Raw genomic sequence first — 16,061 nt, forward strand, 5'->3', positions numbered from 1 at the left:
CGGTGAGCGTTGGGGCTGAGTTCACCATTCGTTAGCCGCGACTGAGCACAGTCCTCGCGGTGAGTGCAACAACCGAACGAGTGCTGCCCACGGCACGCGAGAAGCGATTCTTCTCCCGGCCGTGGACCGATTACGCACTGTTCCTGATTCTCGTGGGCCCCAATCTGGTTCTGCTGGGCGTGTTCACGTATCGGCCGCTGGTGGAGAACTTCCAGTTCTCGTTCTTCGACTGGAACCTGTCCTCGCCCACGTCCACGTTCGTCGGATTCGACAACTACCGCGAGTGGGCCTCTCGCGAGGACACCTGGCAGATCGTCGGCAACACCGTCGTGTTCACGGTCGCCGCGGTGGTGGGCTCACTGGTTCTCGGCCTGGTGCTGGCGCTGCTGCTCGATCGAAAGCTCAGGGGCCGCAACTTCGTTCGCTCCGCCGTGTTCGCTCCGTACGTCATCTCGGGTGCAGCGATCGGTATAGCGTTCCAGTTCGTCTTCGACCCCAACTTCGGGCTCGTCCAGGATCTGATGCGACGCTTCGGCCTCGGTACCGTCCCGGACTTCTATCAGGACCCGAAGTGGGCGATGGTCATGATCACCGTGACGTACCTGTGGAAGAACCTGGGCTACACCTTCGTCATCTACCTCGCGGCTTTGCAGGGTGTGCGCAAGGAACTGATGGAAGCGGCCGAGATCGATCAAGCGAGCCGCTGGACCACGTTCCGCAAAGTGCTTCTGCCGCAACTGCGCCCGACGACGTTCTTTCTGTCGATCACGGTGCTGCTCAACTCGCTCCAGGTCTTCGACATCATCAACGTCATGACGCGCGGTGGCCCGCTGGGCACCGGCACCACCACGATGGTCTACCAGGTCTACGAGGAGACGTTCCGCAACTTCCGGGCCGGCTACGGTGCCACGGTCGCGACGATCCTGTTCCTCGTCCTGCTGATCGTCACCCTCGTGCAGGTACGAATCATGGATCGAGACGATCAACGATGACAGTGACCAACAGGCCTCGGACGGCAATGCCGGAGAAGGTGCCAGGGCCGCGCGACCAGCAACGTGCGCGACGCAGCGCGAACATCCTCGGATACGCGGCCATGGTCGCCGTCCTGCTGATGATCGGGCTGCCACTGTTCTGGATCCTGGTCACCTCCTTCAAGGATCGACCCGACATCTACGTTCAGCCGGTCACGTGGTGGCCCAGCGTGTTCCATCCGCAGAACTACGACGAGGCGACGACGGAGGTGCCGTTCTTCACGTATCTGCGCAACTCCATCATCATCACCACGGCCGTGTCGTCCATCAAGTTCGTCCTCGGGGTTCTCAGTGCCTACGGACTGGTGTTCCTGCGCTTCCCGGGCAAGAACGTCGTCTTTCTCGTCATCATCGCCGCCCTCATGGTGCCCAATCAGATCACCGTCATCTCCAACTACTCGCTCATTTCCGAGTTGGGGTGGCGGAACTCGTTCCAGGGCATCATAATTCCGCTGGCAGGGGTCGCCTTCGGTACGTTCCTGATGCGCAACCACTTCCTGTCGCTGCCACCGGAGATCATCGAGGCCGCGCGGATGGACGGTGCCGGACCGGTACGGCTGATGTTCCGGGTGATCCTGCCGCTGTCCGGCCCGACCATGGTCGCCTTCGCCATCATCACGATCGTCACCGAATGGAACGAGTACCTCTGGCCGTTCCTGATGTCCGACGACTCGTCCGTCGCACCGCTTCCGGTCGGGTTGACGCTGCTCCAGAACAGCGAGGGCTACACCAACTGGGGCGCGGTGATGGCCGCGACGGTGCTGACCATTCTGCCGATCCTTCTCGTCTTTCTCGTCCTGCAACGCCACATGATCAAGGGCCTCACCTCCGGTGCGGTCAAGGGCTGATTCACCTCACTATCAGGAGTCGAACACCATGGCACACATCATCAATCGGCGTGGCTTCCTCACGCTCACCGGTGCGGCCGCGGCCGCCGCAGCCCTCGCTGCGTGCAGCGGCCCCGGATCGGGTGGGTCGGGCGGCGAGGCTGTCGAAGGCGACGCGAACACCATCAACTTCTGGTCGAACCACCCGGGCAAGTCCCAGGAGTTCGAGAAGGAACTGATCTCGCGCTTCCAGGCCGAGAACCCCGGCCTGACGGTCAATCTCATCGACGGTGGCAAGAACTACGAGGAGGTGTCGCAGAAGTTCAACGCGGCGCTGTCCGGCAACGATGTGCCCGACGTCGTCGTGCTCTCGGACGTCTGGTGGTTCAACTACGCCCTCACCGGTGCGATCGAGCCGCTCGACAAGCACTTCTCCGCGGCAGGCGTCGACCAGTCCGACTACGTGGATTCGCTGCTGGCAGACTACAACTGGAACGGCAGCCACTGGGCATTGCCGTACGCGCGCTCGACGCCGCTGTTCTACTACAACAAGGCCGTCTGGCAGCAGGCCGGACTGCCCGATCGCGGGCCGGCCACCTGGCAGGAGTTCGACGAATGGGGCCCGCGTATTCAGGCCGTCGTCGGAAACGGCAAGCTCGCTCACGGTTGGGGTAACGCCGTCGACTACCTCGGGTGGACGTTCGAGGGACCCATCTGGACGTTCGGGGGATCGTACTCCGATCAGTTCGAGCTCAAATTCGACGACCCCAATACCATTGCGGCAGGCAAGTTCCTGCAGGACATGATCCACACCAAGAAGTACGCCGCGGTCTCCAACGACATCGCCAACGACTTCGCCGCCGGCATCATCGCGTCCACCATCGCCTCCACCGGCGACCTGTCCACCATCAAGGGCGGGGCGGCGTTCGAGTTCGGTACCGCGTTCCTGCCTGCCACCGAGGGGACCCCAGGTTGCCCCACCGGCGGAGCCGGTCTGGCCATTCCGGCGAAGATCTCGGACGAGCGAAAGGTCAACGCGCTCAAATTCATCGATTTCGTCACCAACGGTGCCAACACCGCGTACTTCTCCCAGAACACCGGCTACATGCCGGTCCGCAAGTCTGCGCAGCAGGACCCGTCGGAGATCGCATTCCTCGAGGCGAACCCCAACGCGAAGACGGCCGTGGACCAGTTGGCGCTGACGCGTTCGCAGGATTACGCCCGCGTGTTCGTCCCCGGCGGCGACAAGATCATCGGTAGTGGACTCGAGCAGATCGCGTTGCAGAATGCCGATGTCGCAACGACATTCGCATCCGTCTCGGATCAGTTGCAGCAGATCATCGACCGCCAGATCACCCCGAAGCTGCCGAAGTAATGGCCGCCGTTCACTACGCCGGTGTTTCGCACCGGTACCCGGGTGCCGATTCGCTCGCTGTCGACAACCTCGAACTCGACATCGCGGACGGTGAATTCATCGTTCTCGTCGGACCTTCGGGCTGTGGGAAGTCGACGAGTCTGCGAATGCTCGCCGGTCTCGAGTCCGTCGAAAGCGGTCACATCGACATCGGCGGAGTGGACGTCACGTCATTGGCCCCGCGGGCCAGGGATGTCGCGATGGTGTTCCAGAACTACGCGCTGTACCCCAACATGACCGTCGGCGACAACATGGGCTTCGCGCTGCGCAATGCCGGAATGAGCAAGTCCGACACCGCAGCACGAGTACTCGATGCCGCGAAGATGCTCGAGCTCGAGCCGTTGCTGAACCGCAAGCCCGGCAAGCTCTCGGGCGGACAGCGACAGCGAGTGGCCATGGGACGCGCCATCGTGCGTCAACCCAAGGTGTTCTGCATGGACGAGCCCCTGTCCAACCTCGACGCCAAGCTGCGGGTGTCGACCAGGGCTCAGATCGCCGGTCTGCAGCGACGATTGGGCACCACGACGGTCTACGTCACCCACGATCAGGTCGAGGCCATGACCATGGGTGATCGCGTTGCCGTGTTGCTGGACGGCAAGTTGCAGCAGATCGCTGCGCCGCGGGAGCTGTACGACAATCCCGTCAACACGTTCGTCGCCGGATTCATCGGGTCACCCGGGATGAATCTGGTCGACGCCCCCGTGCGCGACGGTGCGGCCGTACTCGGTGAGTTGCGCATTCCCGTCCCGTCCTCGGCGGGCGAGCGGGTCGTCGTCGGCGTGCGACCGGAATCGTGGGATCTGGTCGGCGACAGTGCCGGCGGCCTGCAACTGACCGTCGAGCTGATCGAGGAACTGGGTGCGGAGTCGTTCGTCTACGCCTCCGCACCCGCCACGATCGATGGGTGGACCACCGCATCCGGGAGGATGTCGGTCCGAGTCGATCGCAAGCTGTCCATCGCACTGGCCGAAACCGTTCGGCTGGTACCCAAGCTGGACGAGCTGTTCTTCTTCGATTCCGTTACAGGCCTGCGGTTGTCGTAGCAGGCTCGCCGAGATTGACCGGGAGCGTGGCCCATCCGTGCAGGACACGGGTGTTGCGCCGGGTTCCCTCGCCTGCCGACCGCAGGTGAGGGTACCGGTCGAACAGGGTCTTGAGGCCCACTTCCGATTCGGCCTTGGCCAGTGCAGCGCCGAGGCAATAGTGCCGCCCGCCCGAGAACGACAGGTGCTTACCGGCATTGGCGCGGGTGACGTCGAAGCGATTGGGGTCCTCGAACACCAACGGATCCCGATTGGCACCGGCCAGCACCAGCACGACGAGCTTGCCCGCGTGCACCGTCACTCCCTCGACCTCCACGTCGCGCTTGGCCATGCGGGCCGTGAGCTGTACGGGAGACTCCATCCGTAGCATCTCGTCGACAGCCGTGGGCCAGTGTGACGGATCCTGTTGCAGCACAGCCAGTTGGTCGGGGTGATCCAGCAGCAGTCGGATCCCGCTGCCGAGCAGATTGACCGTCGTCTCGAACCCCGCAGCCAACACCAGACCTGCGGTGGCCCTGAGCTCCTCGTCGTTGAGGCCGACGCCCTCGTCCTCCGCGGCGATCAGCTGACTCATCAGATCGTCACCGGGATTGCGACGCAATCCGGCGATGTGTTGCGACAGCCAGGCGTCGAATCCGATCAGACCGCGTTCGACCTGCTTGAACTGAGACCACGACAATCCGATGTCGAGGCTGGGTGCGGCCATCTCGCCGAACTCGAGGACTCGCTGATTGTCCTCCACCGGCACTCCGAGGATGCGCCCGATGACCGCGACCGGTAGACGCGCGCAATAGCGATCGACGATGTCGACGACCGGAGAACCGTCGGACAGCTCGTCGAGCAGAGCATCGGCCGTTTCCTGCACCTGATCGCGCATCTTCTTCACCGCGCGGGCGGTGAAGACCGAGGACACCAGCTTGCGGTACCTCGTGTGGTCGGGTGGTTCGACCGAGAGCAGCGAGGGCGGCAGAATCGGGTGCAGTGCACCGGACCGGGTGTGCGCCTCGATCCAGCGCAGCGGCCCGGGGAGGGTTGCGCCCAGCTGGGTGACGCGGAAATCGTCCGAGCGCAACAGGTCGAACGCCACCCGGTGGTGCACGGTGATGTTCGAGATCCGTGTCTTCACCAGCGGCGCGGTGGCGCGCAACTCCTCGTAGACGGGTGTCGGATCGGCCCGGGTCGCCGGATCGACCAGCAGCATCGCTTGCCGATCACCTGCGGCCGCCCCCCGTTTGGCCGCGAAGCGCACCACCCCGTGCGCGGCCAGCCAGCGTGCGAATTCCTTCATCCGATGTCCCCTCCCCGTTGTGTACCAGCCTGTTGCTACCAGATCTTGACGCGCTTCCCCGGGTCCAAGTACAGCGCATCTCCGGGCCGTACGTCGAATGCTTCGTGAAAACTGTCGAGATTTCGCACGACGCCGTTGCAGCGGAACTCCGGCGGCGAGTGCGGATCGACGGCGAGTCGACGGATTGCCTCGGCATCGCGTGCTTTGGTGCGCCACACCTGTGACCACCCGAAGAACACACGCTGCAGGCCGGTCAGGCCGTCGAGCACCGGCGCGTCCTTGCCTTCGAGCGAGATCTCGTAGGCGGCAACCGCGATCGACAGACCACCGAGGTCGCCGATGTTCTCGCCGATGGTGAACTCGCCGTTGACCTTGTGGCCGGGCAGTGCCTTGGGTTCGAATTCGTTGTACTGCTCGATCAGGGCCGTGGTGCGCTTGCCGAATTCGGTGCGGTCGCTGTCGGTCCACCAGTCCACCATGTTGCCGTCACCGTCGTACTTGGCGCCTTGATCGTCGAATCCGTGGCCGATCTCGTGACCGATGACGGCTCCGATACCGCCGTAGTTGGCCGCGTCGTCGGCCTCGGGGTCGAAGAACGGTGGCTGCAGAATGGCTGCGGGAAAGACGATCTCGTTCATGCCGGGGTTGTAGTACGCATTGACGGTCTGCGGCGTCATGAACCACTCGTCACGGTCGACGGGTCCGCCGAGCTTGTCGAGGTCGCGCTGGTAGTCCGCGGTGTAGCCGCGGCGGTAGTTGCCGAGCAGATCGTCGGCGCTGATCTCGACGCTCGAGTAATCGCGCCACCGATCGGGGTAGCCGATCTTGGGGGTGAACTTGCCCAGCTTGTCCAAGGCCTTCTCACGCGTCTCCGGGCTCATCCATTCGAGCTCGGAGATGTTGCGTCGATACGCCTCGGTGAGGTTCTCGACGAGCACCTGCATCCTGGCCTTGGAGTCGGCCGGGAAGTGGCGTTCGACGTAGAGCTTGCCGACGGCCTCCCCGAGCACGTCCTGAACCAGGGAGACTCCGCGCTTCCACCGTTCGCGATTCTCCTCGGTACCGGTCAGCGTCGTTCCGTAGAACGAGAAGTTCTCGTCCACGATCGCGCTCGTCAGGAACGGCGCACGCGAATGCACGACGCGCCAGGCCAGCCACGCCTTCCATGCCTCGATGTCCTCGGAAGTCCACAGCGAGACGAAGGTGCTGAGGAACGGTGGCTGGCGCACGACGATCTCGGCGAACTGCTCGGTAGTGGCACCGAGCCCGGAAATCCATGCAGCCCAATTGAATCCGGCACCGTTCTGAACCAGGGTGTCGAAATCGACCAGGTTGTAGCTCTTCTCGGCGTCACGCCTGGCCACGACGTCCCAGTGGCCGGCGGCGATCTTCTGCTCGAGGTCGAACACCGTCTGCGCGTCGTACTCGATGCCGCTGAGCGCGAACATCTTCGAGATGTGCTCGAGGTAGCTCGTACGGATCTCGGCGTACTCGTCCTGGCGGTAGTACGACTCGTCCGGCAGGCCGATGCCGGATTGGCTGAAGTGGACCAGGTAGCGATCGGACTGCTTGGCGTCGGTGTCGACGTAGTGGCCGATTGCACCGCCGACGCCCGTGCGTTGCAGGGAGCCGAGAACGCCTGCGAGGGTGACGAGGTCGGTGGCGTCGGAGATGGCGGTGAGCTCGTCGGCGATCGGGGTGACGCCGAGTTGCTCGGCACGGTCGGCGTCCATGAAGCTCGAGAACAGGTCGCCGATCTTCTGCGCGTCGCTACCCGCGGGCGGGTTCGCGGCGGCCGATTCTTCGATGATGGTCTGTACGTCGACCTCGGCGCGGTCGTACAGCGTGCGGAATGCTCCGTCGACTGCGCGGTCGGCCGGGATGTCGTACTCCTCGAGCCATTTGCCGTTGACGTGCACGAACAGGTCGTCCTGCGCGCGTGTGTTCTCGTCCTGGTAGCTGAGATCGATGCCCGAGTTCACTACTGAAGTCATGCGTCCATCTTTACACTCTTGCGCTCGATTGAACGGGTGTTTAATGTGCTGTACATGCGTTCAGTATCGGAGGATCTCACCACCAGGGCACGAATCCGCGACACCGCGATCGGCGTCTTCGGCTCACAGGGCTTCACCGCAGGCGTGCGGTCCATCGCCACCGCGGCAGGAGTCTCTCCCGGGCTGCTCAATCACCACTTCGGGTCCAAGGACGGGCTGCGCGCAGCGTGCGACGAGCACGTTCTGCGAGTGATCCGCGAATCGAAGACCGCCTCGGCTGCGCCCGCAGGCATGATGGAACAGCTCGCTCGGATCGACGAGTACGCGCCGCTGGTCGCCTACATGGTGCGGAGCTTCTCCTCGGGCGGTGCGCTGGCGCGAGAGTTGTTCGAGCACATGGTCGACGACGCCGTCCGCTACATCGACGAAGGAGTCCGCGACGGCCGATTCACCCCCAGTCGAGACCCCGCGGCACGCGCCCGATTCCTGACGCGACAGAACGTCGGCGGACTACTGCTGTACGTGCAGATGGCCGGCCCCGACGTCGATTTCCGCGAGGCACTGAGCGCCCTCGGCCACGAGGTCATGTTGCCCGCGCTCGAGCTCTACACCGACGGACTGTTCACCGACTCCCGAGCTTTGGACACGTATCTGGAGGCGAAAGAATGACCGACGCAATCGCAGTGGACGACCTGGTGAAGAAATTCGGTTCGGTTCGGGCGCTCGACGGACTGTCGCTGCACGTACCGACCGGTGAGGTGCACGGCTTCCTCGGTCCCAACGGAGCCGGCAAATCCACGACGATCCGCATTCTGCTGGGTCTGATCCGCGCGACGAAAGGCGATGTGCGGCTGCTCGGCAGCGACCCCTGGACCGACACCGTAGCGCTGCATCGACGCCTGGCCTATGTGCCGGGTGACGTGACGCTGTGGCCGTCGCTCACCGGCGGTGAGGTGATCGACCTGCTCGGCCGAATGCGAGGAGGCATCGACTCTGCTCGCCGCGCCGAGTTGATCGAGAGGTTCTCCCTCGACCCGGGCAAGCGCACCCGCACCTACTCCAAGGGCAATCGCCAGAAGGTGGCGCTGATCTCGGCTCTGGCGTCGAACGTGGAGTTGCTCGTCCTCGACGAACCCACCTCGGGACTCGATCCGCTGATGGAGCAGCACTTCGGCGACTGTGTGAAAGATGCTGCCCGACGCGGAGTCACGGTGCTGTTGTCCTCGCACATCCTGTCCGAGGTGGATGCACTGTGCAGTTCGGTGACGATCGTCAAGGACGGGCGGACGGTCGACACCGGGACTCTGGCGTCGATGCGACACCTGTCTCGTACGACGGTCACTGCCGATCTCGAGCGCATGCCCGACGGTTTGACCACGCTCGCGGGGGTGTCCGACGTCCGAGTCGCGGGATCCTCGGTCACCTGCACGGTGGAGAACGAGGCCCTTGCGGCGACGATGCACGTGCTGGCCGACGCCGGAGTCCGCAGCCTGGTCAGCTCCGATCCGACACTCGAAGAACTGTTCCTGAGGTACTACGCATGAAGGCTCTGACAGGAACCGGCGCGTTGCTGCGGTTGTATCTGCGTCGCGATCGTCTGGTGGCACCGGTGTGGATCGTTCTGCTCGGGGCGTTGCCGCTGCTGTACGCGGTCAGCTTCGAGGGCCTGTATCCGACGGCGGCGGATCGTCAGGCGTTCTACCTCGGGACTCTGTCGGCGCCCGCGCAGGCAGCGCTCGTCGGCCCGATCTTCGGTAGTGACCTGGGAGCTCTGGTGTCCTGGCGTTCGGGGTTGGTGCTGGCGCTGGTTCCGCTGGCGGCGATCCTCACTGTGGTCCGTCACACCCGAGGTGAGGAGGATGCGGGTCGAACCGAGCTGATCGGATCGACGGCGGTGGGTCGCTATGCCGGGTTGGCCGCGGCGATCGCGTTGGCGGGCGGCGCGGTGGCGGCGACGGGAATGTTGTCGTCTCTCTCGCTGTGGGCGTTCGGCCTGCCGGTGGCCGGGAGCGTCGCGTACGGGGCGTCGGTCGCCGTGGTGGGGATCGTCTTCGTCGGCTGTGCGGCAGTGTCGGCGCAGGTGGCGTCGGGAGCTCGGGTGGCTCGCGGTTACGCCCTCGGCGTGCTGGCCGCAGCGTTCGTTCTCAGAGCTGTCGGCGACATCGGCTCGGGAACCCTGTCGTGGTTCTCGCCGATCGGGTGGTCGGCGCAGGTGCGGCCGTTCGCCGACGAGAGGTGGTGGCCGCTGTTGCTGTCGCCGGCGGCCGCAGCCGCATTCTGTGCCGCGGCATTCGTGGCCGCGAGTCGACGCGATCTCGGCAGTGGGCTGCGGGCCGAGCGCCGCGGGCGGGTGGCCGCCGCTCCGTCACTGTCCGGTCCCGTCGCTCTCGCCTGGCGACTCTCTCGCGGAACCATCGTCGTCTGGACCGTCGGGCTCGCCCTGTTCGGCACTGTCGTCGGAGCGTCCACGGACGGGATCGACGACCAGCTCGGCAGCAGTACTGCTATCGGCGACGCGCTCGGAAAATTCGGCGGTACCACACTCGAACAATCGTTCGTTGCGGCCGTGCTGAGCATCGTCGGCATCATGGTGGCGGCCTACTCGGTGTCGGCCCTGCTGCGGCTCCACGCCGAGGAAGAGGCGGGTCTGGCCGAGATCGTTCTCGCCACCGGCGTCTCGCGGATCCGCTGGCTGGCAGGGCACCTACTCCTGGCCGTTCTCGGCCCGGCGTGGCTGCTGCTGGTCGTCGGCCTCACCATCGGGCTGACGTACGGGTCGGCGACCGGCGATGTCTCGGGCGAACTGCCGTCCGTCGTCGGCGGCGCACTGGGTCAGCTCCCGGCCGTATGGGTGGTGACGGCCATCGGCCTTGCCCTGTTCGGCGCTGTCCCCCGATTCGCGACCGTCCTGTGGGCCGTTCTGGGCGGCTTCGTCGCCGTCGGCCAGGTCGGGTCGGTCGTGGGCCTGCCTCAGCCGTGGCTCGATCTCTCGCCCTTCACTCATGTTCCGCGATTACCGGGAGCGGCAGTCGAATTCGCGCCGATCGGATGGCTCGTCGTGATCGCCATCGTTGTCGGTATGGGAGGTTTCACAGCGTTCCGACAAAGAGGCATCCGAGGGTGATGTGCGTCCGATAGCATCGGGTGTGGCCGATTTGTCCGGCCCGGTCCGACATGGTGGCGTCCTGTCGGGTCCGTGATCTCTGAGCCGAACGCGCATGGAGGTTACGTGCACTCGACATTCCTGCGCACATGGTGGAACCAGCCGCACAGCTACGAGTCGGTGGTGAGCTACCTCGGGCTGCACGGTGCGCTCGCTCCGTATCGCCTCGCTGCATCCTTGAGTACGTTCTCGTACGGACTCGCCGCTGCGGCACTGTTGTTGCTCACCGATTCCCCGCCGACATCGCCTGTCGGGCGGTCGATCATCGTGGTTGCGATCGTGTCGACGCTCGCGGTCGGTGTCGCCTGGCTGAAAGCTCCCTGGCCATCGAAGCGGGTGTCTCTGTTGTTCGCCGTGTACTCGGACGTCGGAGTGACGCTGGTTCTGTTGTCCTACGGATCGCCCCAGACCACCTTCTTGGCCCTCGCGATGCTCGCAGCCAACAGCGTCTACGTCCAGCTCTTCCACAGTCCGAAAGTCATGGCGCTGCACTTGCTGTGGGCCGGGTCGGCCGTGACGCTCTTCTTCGTGCTGATCCTGCTCTCACCCGACACCGATCCCGGATTGGCCGTCGCGCAGCTGGTGGTGCTGTTGCCCATCACGTTCATGGGCCCCACGTTCTTCCAGTATCTGCTTCTCAAACTGCAGGTTCAGGCGCAGGCGGCCAACTTCGATCCACTCACTCAAGTGCGCAACCGGCGCGGGCTCGACGAGGCACTGCCGGTGTATTTCCTGGGGGCGAACGATGTGTCGGTGATGGTCGTCGACGTGGACCGATTCAAGTCGATCAACGACAGATTCGGTCACCACCAGGGGGACGCGGCCCTGCAACTCGTCGCACGTCGGTTGACGACGGACGGTGTGCTGGTTGCGCGGGTGGGCGGTGAAGAGTTCGCCGTGGTGACCAAATCGGCCGAGAACCAGGCCCTCGCGCTGGCCGAGAAGTATCGCTGCGCCGCGCATTCCGCGGAGGACCCCGCGCCCCTGACGGTGAGCATCGGCGTCGCGCATTGCACGTATCCGATTTCCGACGACATCGATTTCGACATCGTGGAACTCACCACGCTGCTGTTGCGGCGAGCCGACGCGGCGATGTACGAAGCCAAGCAGCAGGGCGGCAACCAGGTGGTCGTGGCGGGCTCGACGCCCCGACGTGATCGGTCTCCGTCAGGCACCGAGACCTGAGTGCCTGACGCGGCGGCTCAGTTCGGTGTGGAGTCGTCGTACTGGTTCTCGACGTTCTGCTGGAATTCGTCGGCACATTGCTGCTGTGCGGCAGTATCGCTGCCTGCGTTGCTGAGGCAGTCGGTGAAGTCCTGTCCACCGACTGCGTTGAACAGGCCGACCCCGACGACGACGAGAACGATCGACAGCGCTGCGGCCACGAAACCCAGAACGATCGCGATGAGTGACACGGTGCCGTTGGTTGCAGTGCGCTTCTTGTACCTGGAACGTCCGACGAAGCCGAGAACGATGGCGATCAGGCCGAGAAGAATGCCGCCGACGATGGTCCAGGAGAACAACACACCCAGAATCGCCAGGACCAGAGCCACCGTGCCGACGGTGTTCTTCGGTGCCGGTGGCTGTTGTTGGTAGCCGCCCTGCTGGGGGTACTCACCGGGTGAAGGGTAGTTTCCGGGCGGGGGATAGTTTCCGGGCGGCGGATTCTGATTCGACACGTTGAGTACCTCCGATATCGGCGATCGTGAACGCTCGGAGTGTATGTGGGTGGCTTCGGTGCGCACAGGAGCCACGTGCTCCCGTGATCAACTTGTCATCGAAACGGGTGAATCACCCGCCGAGCCGCGAATGCATCTCCCAGATGAGTACCTCGGCCGATTCGGTCGCGGTAACACGTTGTCCGCCAGTGGAACTCATGCGGACTGCATCACCCTCCCAGAGCTCGCCCACCCCCTCGAGCGTGACGGTGCCGCGCGCGACGAACAGGTGCACGAACGGGGCGTCGGGCACGGTCACGGAGGCTCCGGGCAACAACCTTGCCGCGTGCAGTGCAGCCGACTTCTGGCCGATGGTGATCGCTGCCCGATCACGGTGCTTGTGCATTCCCGACGCGACGGTGACCAACCCGCCGCGCAGTAGTTCGTCGCCGATCTCGAGCTGTTCGTATCCGGGTGTGGCACCGGGACTGTCCGGGAGCACCCACATCTGCACGAAGCGAACGGGTTCGGTGTGCCTGTTGCCGTCGATGCTCCAGGAGTCGTTCTTCTCGGAGTGCATGATGCCCTTGCCCGCGGTCATCCGTTGCGCGAGGCCGGGATGGATGATTCCGGAGTGTCCGATGGAATCCTGATGCACCAGTGAACCCTGCATCACCCACGTGACGATCTCCATGTCGCGATGCGGATGTGTCTCGAAACCCTGACCGGCGGTGACGATGTCGTCGTTGTTGACCAGCAACAGTCCGTGATGGGTGTTGTCGGGGTCGTAGTGCTGGCCGAAGGAGAACGAATGTTTCGAGTCCAGCCAGGACACACGGGTTTTCGATCGATCACCGGCGCGGTGTACGTCGATGTGGGCGGTCAGTGGAGCGGACATGTGACCACTCTACGAGCATGTCCGTGCACCGGCGTACGACCTGCATAACGTTCGGGTGTCTTTGCGGTCGGTGTGTGAGCGTCGCCGGGAGTGGGTAGGTTTCGCTGAGTACGGTCACAAGCTCCGCAAACTCCCCCGAAGGCGGCGAGAAATTCTCATGGTCGGTTCCAGCTCGAGTGTGGCACGCACGATCGAACCCCAGCTCGAGGATGCTCTGGCGGCGTGGTTGCCAGGTCAACGGTGGTTCGGCGCAAAGGGTTCGACGGTCGGAGCGGTGCGCATCGTCGCGCGCGACGTGCTCCTGGACGAGCCGCATTTCGCGGCCGAGCATCTGCTGGTGGAGGTGCAGCTGACGCAGGACGGCACCGCCGTGACGCAGACCTACCAGGTGCCATTGGGGTTCCGCACCGAGCTGACCGACGATCTCCGACCGTGGACCCTGCCCGTGGCAGGCGAGGTGGCCGTGTTCGACGGTTTACGCGACCCCGAGATCATCGGCCTGTACGGCGATGCACTTGCCGCCGGAAAAGCCACTGGCAGCATCGAATTCAGGATCGTCGACGGTTCGAGTGTGCCTAGCGGTCTGCGCGGTCGGGTTCTGGGGGCAGAGCAGTCCAACACCTCGGTGATTCTCGGTGATCTGCTGTTGCTCAAGCTGTTTCGTCAGGTGCCGCCGGGAATCAGCCCCGATGTGGAACTGCATCGCGCGCTGGCGGCGGCGGGGAGCGTCAACGTCGCGCCGCTTCGCGGCTGGCTCGAAGCCGAAGTCGGCGGTGAACCCACGACGCTCGGCATGGCCCAGGATTTCGCCGCGAACTCCGCCGAAGGCTGGACTGCGGCGCTGGCCAGCGTGCAGGAGGTGTTCGATTCCCCGCAGACACCGATCGAAGAACTTCCGGCCGATTTCGCCCCGGACGCGCATCGAATCGGAGCAGCTGTGGCGCAGGTACACCACGATTTGGCATCGGAGTTGGGCACCGCCGAGCGGTCGGTGGAAGCTACCGCCGTCGAGGAGATCCTCGCCCGCATCTCGGGAGTGGCACGGGTGGTGCCGGAGATCGAGCAGTACATCCCGGCGGCGACCGCGCTGATCTCGCGGGCGGAGGCGTCGAACAGCACCACGGTGCAGCGCATCCACGGCGACCTGCATCTGGGTCAGGTGCTGGGCACTCCCGAACGGTGGCTGCTCATCGATTTCGAGGGTGAGCCGGCCAAGACCCTGGCCGAACGTAGGCAGATGGACAGCGCGCTGCGCGACGTCGCAGGAATGCTGCGCTCGTTCGACTACGCCGCCAACCACCTGCTGGTCGACCGCCCCGAGGACGAGTCGGCGCGCGAGCGGGCCGAGCAGTGGGCGGCGCGGAGCATCTCGGCATTCTTCGACGGATACGCCTCGGTGGCCGGGCACGATCCCCGTGACGAGGCCGACCTGTTGCGTGCATACGAACTGGACAAGGCCGTGTACGAAGTTCTGTACGAGGCGCGCAATCGGCCCACCTGGCTGTCGTTGCCGATGCGGGCCGTAGCGCGCCTGGTGAGTTGAACTGCGACGCACGAGGGGCGACGTCGACCGGCCCGTCTACGACAAGTACCGTATTGCCTGACACGGGAGGCAGGACATGAACGGTATCTTGGCAATTTTCGGCATCGCGGTGGTCGTCGTCACCATCGTCGTAGTGGTCGTGCTCGTTGCGGTGTTGTTCGTCGCATCGATCAAGCCCGACAGCCTCAACATCGACCTGGACCGCAAGAAGCGCGCCCGGGAAGAAAGTTCCACGAAAGCCTGAGACTTCCGTCACGCCCGAGACCGATTCGTCGGTGTGCGGAGTTGTATCGAGTCGAAGCGCCGACCGACGCTTCCGGTTCTACAACTGGAGTCCTCGTGAGCATTTCCCTGAAAGCTCCAGCTGCGTCCGGTTCGTCGGGCTGTGCGCCCCGCATCAGGTCGCGGATGCTCGGGGAGTCGGTGCTCGCTCAGTTCACGCGGTTCGTGATCGTCGGGGTGTCGAGCAACGGTGTGTACGCCCTGTTGTTCGTCGCACTCGCTTCCCTCGGATCGTTCACCGCCAACCTCGCGGGTGTGGCCGCAAGTACCGTCCTGGCCAACGAACTGCACCGCCGTCACACCTTCCATGCGACCGGTCGAGTCGGTTGGTTCCAGACCCAGTGGGAAGCCGGAGGACTGGCCCTGATCGGGCTCGGTCTGAGCACCGCCTCACTGGCCGCAATGCACATCCTGTTCCCGGCGGCACCGACGTACGTACAGGTTCTGGTCGTGGTCGCCGTGAGTGGCATCTTCGGAGCCGCCCGATTCCTCGCTCTCCGTGGCTGGGTGTTCCGTTCACCGACTCTCGCAACCCCCGTATCGAATCTCGCCACTCGGTGAGCTGTGAAATCGCACCACTCGGCCTCGCCGGTGATTGCGACCTCTAACAGAATCCGGGCAAGGCACCCCGCACGACGCATCGATCGCCCTAGGCTGGCGAGCCGACGTCAACGCGAGGAGGCATGTCGATGGCCAGGGATCTGACACAGCTCGAGCTTCTGCAAGAGCTGGTGCCCACTGCCGAGGACAATGTGAACCGTCACCTGTCCATGGCTCGGGAGTGGCACCCTCACGACTACGTGCCGTGGGACGAAGGTCGCAACTTCGCCGCACTCGGCGGCCAGGACTACGACCCGGAGCAGTCCAAGCTCTCCGACGTCGCACAGGCCGCGATGATCACCAACCTCCTCACCGAGGAC

At 64.5% G+C, this 16,061-nt stretch carries 16 protein-coding genes; 12 read left to right on the forward strand and 4 right to left on the reverse strand.

Annotated elements, in window-relative coordinates:
* The first annotated feature begins 59 nt into the window (after positions 1–59).
* The 4 genes from CH274_RS12175 to CH274_RS12190 are packed head-to-tail and all read left to right on the forward strand — an operon-like array spanning position 60 to position 4,315.
* Positions 60–992 (forward strand): carbohydrate ABC transporter permease, encoded by a 933-nt coding sequence (locus CH274_RS12175; RefSeq protein WP_176459206.1) that lies wholly within the window; start codon positions 60–62, stop codon positions 990–992.
* A gap of 26 nt (positions 993–1,018) precedes the next feature.
* A complete protein-coding gene (locus tag CH274_RS12180) occupies positions 1,019–1,879 on the forward strand; it encodes a carbohydrate ABC transporter permease (protein WP_179275720.1) in 861 nt (286 codons plus the stop codon).
* Between the two features lie 28 nt (positions 1,880–1,907).
* The gene (locus CH274_RS12185; protein ID WP_032396740.1) at positions 1,908–3,233 is read left to right on the forward strand and encodes an ABC transporter substrate-binding protein; all 1,326 of its coding nucleotides are present in this window, start codon (positions 1,908–1,910) and stop codon (positions 3,231–3,233) included.
* Complete coding sequence (locus CH274_RS12190; RefSeq protein WP_032396739.1) at positions 3,233–4,315, forward strand: ABC transporter ATP-binding protein; 1,083 nt, start codon at positions 3,233–3,235, stop codon at positions 4,313–4,315. The genes CH274_RS12185 and CH274_RS12190 overlap by 1 nt, the downstream gene beginning before the upstream one ends.
* On the opposite strand, the gene CH274_RS12195 is transcribed toward CH274_RS12190, so the two are convergent.
* Both CH274_RS12195 and CH274_RS12200 read right to left on the reverse strand, forming a co-directional pair.
* Complete coding sequence (locus tag CH274_RS12195) at positions 4,293–5,603, reverse strand: cytochrome P450 (protein ID WP_032396738.1); 1,311 nt, start codon at positions 5,601–5,603, stop codon at positions 4,293–4,295. The genes CH274_RS12190 and CH274_RS12195 overlap by 23 nt on opposite strands.
* 35 nt (positions 5,604–5,638) lie before the next feature.
* Positions 5,639–7,597, reverse strand: coding sequence for a M13 family metallopeptidase (locus CH274_RS12200; protein ID WP_094657602.1), 1,959 nt, complete (start codon positions 7,595–7,597; stop codon positions 5,639–5,641).
* Between the two features lie 54 nt (positions 7,598–7,651).
* Between CH274_RS12200 and CH274_RS12205 the strand changes: the two genes are divergently transcribed.
* The 4 genes from CH274_RS12205 (at position 7,652) to CH274_RS12220 (ending at position 11,945) form a co-directional block, all read left to right on the forward strand.
* Complete coding sequence (locus CH274_RS12205) at positions 7,652–8,266, forward strand: TetR/AcrR family transcriptional regulator (RefSeq protein WP_045200573.1); 615 nt, start codon at positions 7,652–7,654, stop codon at positions 8,264–8,266.
* Entirely contained in the window at positions 8,263–9,141 is an 879-nt protein-coding gene (locus tag CH274_RS12210; RefSeq protein WP_094657603.1) for an ABC transporter ATP-binding protein, read from the forward strand. The genes CH274_RS12205 and CH274_RS12210 overlap by 4 nt, the downstream gene beginning before the upstream one ends.
* Positions 9,138–10,721, forward strand: a complete 1,584-nt coding sequence (locus tag CH274_RS12215; protein WP_256980382.1) for an ABC transporter permease — start codon at positions 9,138–9,140, stop codon at positions 10,719–10,721. Before CH274_RS12210 ends, CH274_RS12215 begins: the two co-directional genes overlap by 4 nt.
* A gap of 105 nt (positions 10,722–10,826) precedes the next feature.
* Positions 10,827–11,945, forward strand: coding sequence for a GGDEF domain-containing protein (locus tag CH274_RS12220; RefSeq protein ID WP_094629194.1), 1,119 nt, complete (start codon positions 10,827–10,829; stop codon positions 11,943–11,945).
* Positions 11,946–11,962: 17 nt separating this feature from the next.
* Here the strand turns inward: CH274_RS12220 and CH274_RS12225 are convergent, their stop codons facing one another.
* Entirely contained in the window at positions 11,963–12,439 is a 477-nt protein-coding gene (locus tag CH274_RS12225; RefSeq protein ID WP_230596931.1) for a DUF4190 domain-containing protein, read from the reverse strand.
* A 112-nt stretch (positions 12,440–12,551) separates the two neighbouring features.
* Positions 12,552–13,316 (reverse strand): pirin family protein, encoded by a 765-nt coding sequence (locus CH274_RS12230; protein ID WP_032396735.1) that lies wholly within the window; start codon positions 13,314–13,316, stop codon positions 12,552–12,554.
* A 157-nt stretch (positions 13,317–13,473) separates the two neighbouring features.
* On the opposite strand from CH274_RS12230, the gene CH274_RS12235 reads away from it, so the two are divergent.
* The 4 genes from CH274_RS12235 to CH274_RS12245 form a co-directional block, all read left to right on the forward strand.
* The gene (locus tag CH274_RS12235; RefSeq protein WP_094657604.1) at positions 13,474–14,859 is read left to right on the forward strand and encodes a maltokinase N-terminal cap-like domain-containing protein; all 1,386 of its coding nucleotides are present in this window, start codon (positions 13,474–13,476) and stop codon (positions 14,857–14,859) included.
* Positions 14,860–14,935: 76 nt separating this feature from the next.
* Positions 14,936–15,103, forward strand: coding sequence for a hypothetical protein (locus tag CH274_RS29170; protein ID WP_176459207.1), 168 nt, complete (start codon positions 14,936–14,938; stop codon positions 15,101–15,103).
* 164 nt (positions 15,104–15,267) lie between these two features.
* Entirely contained in the window at positions 15,268–15,702 is a 435-nt protein-coding gene (locus CH274_RS12240) for a GtrA family protein (protein ID WP_143546551.1), read from the forward strand.
* Positions 15,703–15,830: 128 nt separating this feature from the next.
* The coding region (locus CH274_RS12245) for an acyl-ACP desaturase (RefSeq protein ID WP_179273086.1) at positions 15,831–16,061 on the forward strand (231 nt) is incomplete at its 3' end.

Source organism: Rhodococcus sp. 06-418-5 (genome assembly GCF_002258285.1).
GTDB lineage: Bacteria > Actinomycetota > Actinomycetes > Mycobacteriales > Mycobacteriaceae > Rhodococcoides.

What these genes read in the sequence shown, in the direction of transcription:
- CH274_RS12180 (WP_179275720.1), top strand. Translation starts at nt 1,019, where the DNA reads ATGCCGGAGAAGGTGCCAGGGCCGCGCGACCAGCAACGTGCGCGACGC.
- CH274_RS12185 (WP_032396740.1), top strand. Translation starts at nt 1,908, where the DNA reads ATGGCACACATCATCAATCGGCGTGGCTTCCTCACGCTCACCGGTGCG.
- CH274_RS12190 (WP_032396739.1), top strand. Translation starts at nt 3,233, where the DNA reads ATGGCCGCCGTTCACTACGCCGGTGTTTCGCACCGGTACCCGGGTGCC.
- CH274_RS12195 (WP_032396738.1), bottom strand. Translation starts at nt 5,603, where the DNA reads ATGAAGGAATTCGCACGCTGGCTGGCCGCGCACGGGGTGGTGCGCTTC.
- CH274_RS12200 (WP_094657602.1), bottom strand. Translation starts at nt 7,597, where the DNA reads ATGACTTCAGTAGTGAACTCGGGCATCGATCTCAGCTACCAGGACGAG.
- CH274_RS12205 (WP_045200573.1), top strand. Translation starts at nt 7,652, where the DNA reads ATGCGTTCAGTATCGGAGGATCTCACCACCAGGGCACGAATCCGCGAC.
- CH274_RS12210 (WP_094657603.1), top strand. Translation starts at nt 8,263, where the DNA reads ATGACCGACGCAATCGCAGTGGACGACCTGGTGAAGAAATTCGGTTCG.
- CH274_RS12215 (WP_256980382.1), top strand. Translation starts at nt 9,138, where the DNA reads ATGAAGGCTCTGACAGGAACCGGCGCGTTGCTGCGGTTGTATCTGCGT.
- CH274_RS12230 (WP_032396735.1), bottom strand. Translation starts at nt 13,316, where the DNA reads ATGTCCGCTCCACTGACCGCCCACATCGACGTACACCGCGCCGGTGAT.
- CH274_RS12235 (WP_094657604.1), top strand. Translation starts at nt 13,474, where the DNA reads ATGGTCGGTTCCAGCTCGAGTGTGGCACGCACGATCGAACCCCAGCTC.
- CH274_RS29170 (WP_176459207.1), top strand. Translation starts at nt 14,936, where the DNA reads ATGAACGGTATCTTGGCAATTTTCGGCATCGCGGTGGTCGTCGTCACC.
- CH274_RS12240 (WP_143546551.1), top strand. Translation starts at nt 15,268, where the DNA reads ATGCTCGGGGAGTCGGTGCTCGCTCAGTTCACGCGGTTCGTGATCGTC.